This window comes from Leisingera sp. F5 (assembly GCF_001593695.1).
The window spans coordinates 1-1,818 of the sequence record NZ_LUKH01000707.1 but is presented as its reverse complement, the minus strand read 5'-3'; the positions used below and the strand labels follow the sequence as shown (position 1 = coordinate 1,818).

The 1,818-nt window shown below is 61.2% G+C and carries 2 protein-coding genes; one reads left to right on the top strand and one right to left on the bottom strand.

What is annotated here, in order from left to right; translation table 11 throughout:
* Nucleotides 1-139: 139 nt before the first annotated feature.
* Nucleotides 140-1,114: a LysR family transcriptional regulator gene (locus A2I95_RS35045; protein WP_027257837.1), complete on the top strand. Its 975-nt coding sequence runs from the start codon at nucleotides 140-142 to the stop codon at nucleotides 1,112-1,114.
* Between the two features lie 12 nt (nucleotides 1,115-1,126).
* Here A2I95_RS35045 and A2I95_RS35040 read toward each other — a convergent pair.
* On the bottom strand, nucleotides 1,127-1,818 hold a 692-nt coding region (locus A2I95_RS35040; RefSeq protein ID WP_291737174.1), incomplete at its 5' end, for a trimethylamine methyltransferase family protein.

The window sequence follows — 1,818 nt, the reverse complement described above, 5'->3', positions numbered from 1 at the left end:
GCTGTGCAGAGAGCGGATTGCATGTGCAGCAGCCCAAGCGCAATCGGCCAGGCCTTGGTCTTCAGCATTTTGCCACCAATTGGGGGAAATCTAATAAACGCCTCATGACGCAGCCGCAGATTTGTGGGAGAGGTATCCGATGCCTAGCCACTCCGCCCGCAAAGATCTGAGCCTGAAAGGGCTTGAACTGTTTCAGATCACTGCCCGCAAAGGGTCTTTGCAGGACGTGTCCGACGAGACCGGCCTGTCGGTCAGCACCATCTCGCACCATCTGCGCAATCTCGAGGATCATTTGGGGGTGGAGCTGTTCAACCACAGCCGCCGCCCCATGGTTCTGACACCCAAAGGCCAGGTTTTCCTGCGCAGCATCGGCGATGCGCTGCACACGATCCGCAAGGCCAAGGCCGAGGCTTCGGCCGGGAACATTTCCGAGGCCAGCTATCTTCGGCTTGGCACGATCGAGGATTTTGACAGCGACATCATCCCTGAACTGGCCGTTTTCCTGTCCGCCAGCATGCCGCGCTGCGATTTCATGTATCAGATCGATTCCAGCCATGCGGTACTGGCCATGCTGCGCGACCGGCAGCTGGACCTGGGCATCACCACCACCCCGTCAGAGCGTTTGCGCGATCTGCAGGACAGGCCGTTGCTGCGCGATCCCTTTGTTGCGGTGCTGCCCAAATCAGACGAACCCATGCTGCAGGAGGTTATCGAAGGCCGCAGCACGCTGCCCTTCCTGCGCTTTGCCAGCAACCAGATCATTTCCCGCCAGATCGAAACCCAGTTGCGGCGGATGGGGCTGTCGCTGCCGCACCGGTTCGAATGCGCCAGCAATCAAACACTGATGGCCATGGTCGCAGCGGGTGCGGGCTGGACGATCACCACGCCGCTGCTGTTTTCCCGCGCCAAACTGTTCCAGCCCAAGCTGAAAATGGTCGCCTTTCCGGGCAAAAGCTTCTCGCGCACCCTGGCCATCGTTTCGACGCCGGATTGTTCGCGCTCGATCCTTGATCTGGTCGACAGCCGGATGCGCACACTGATTGCTGATCACGCGATAAAACCGTTCCAGCAAAGCGCGCCCTGGCTTGCGAATAGCTTCACCCTGATCTCTTGACCGCCCGGCCTCTCAATAGATCTTGAAGCGCGCCCGGATATCCCGGTCCTGCTCTGCCGTAAGATACGCGGGCTGATGGGTCCGCAGGATTTCCTGTGCCCGCACCCGCGCCTGTGCCCAGGCGTCCAGTCCGCCCTTTTCTGCCCAGGTGCGCGGCTCGTCCCGGTCCGCTATAGCCGGGTAGAAGTAGTCCCGCTCCATCGCCGCGAGCGTATGCTGGCCGCCCAGAAAATGCCCCTCGCCCAGCACCGCCGCGCAGATCGCCTCGAACCCGAGGTTTTCCTCGCTCACTTCAATCCCGCGCAAGGCGCGGTAGGTGTGGGAATGCATCTCGTCATCCAGCACGAACCCTTCAAAACTCACACCCAAAAGGGACGCCGTCATGCCCGAGCTTTCATAGATCAGATTGCCCCCCGCCAGCGCTGCCGCCAGCGACGTCAGTCCTTTTTCAGCCCCGTATTGCGCGTCAATCGCCTTGGCGTCGGTCATTGAGCATGCCACCCCTGAGGGCAGCCCCAACCAGTTCGACAGCTGCGCCGAGGCTGCATTCAGAACCGCCGTCTCGCCGCTGCCGCCGGAAAACGCCCCGGTGCGCAAATCAATTACCAAGGGCCAGTTGGAGAACACCATCGGGAAACCCGGCTGGATCGCGTGCACCATCACCAGGCTGGCCAGGGTCTCGGCCAGTGATTGCGCGAGAAATC

Excerpts from the sequence above, each read along its gene's own strand:
- A2I95_RS35045 (WP_027257837.1), top strand. The coding sequence starts at position 140 with ATGCCTAGCCACTCCGCCCGCAAAGATCTGAGCCTGAAAGGGCTTGAA.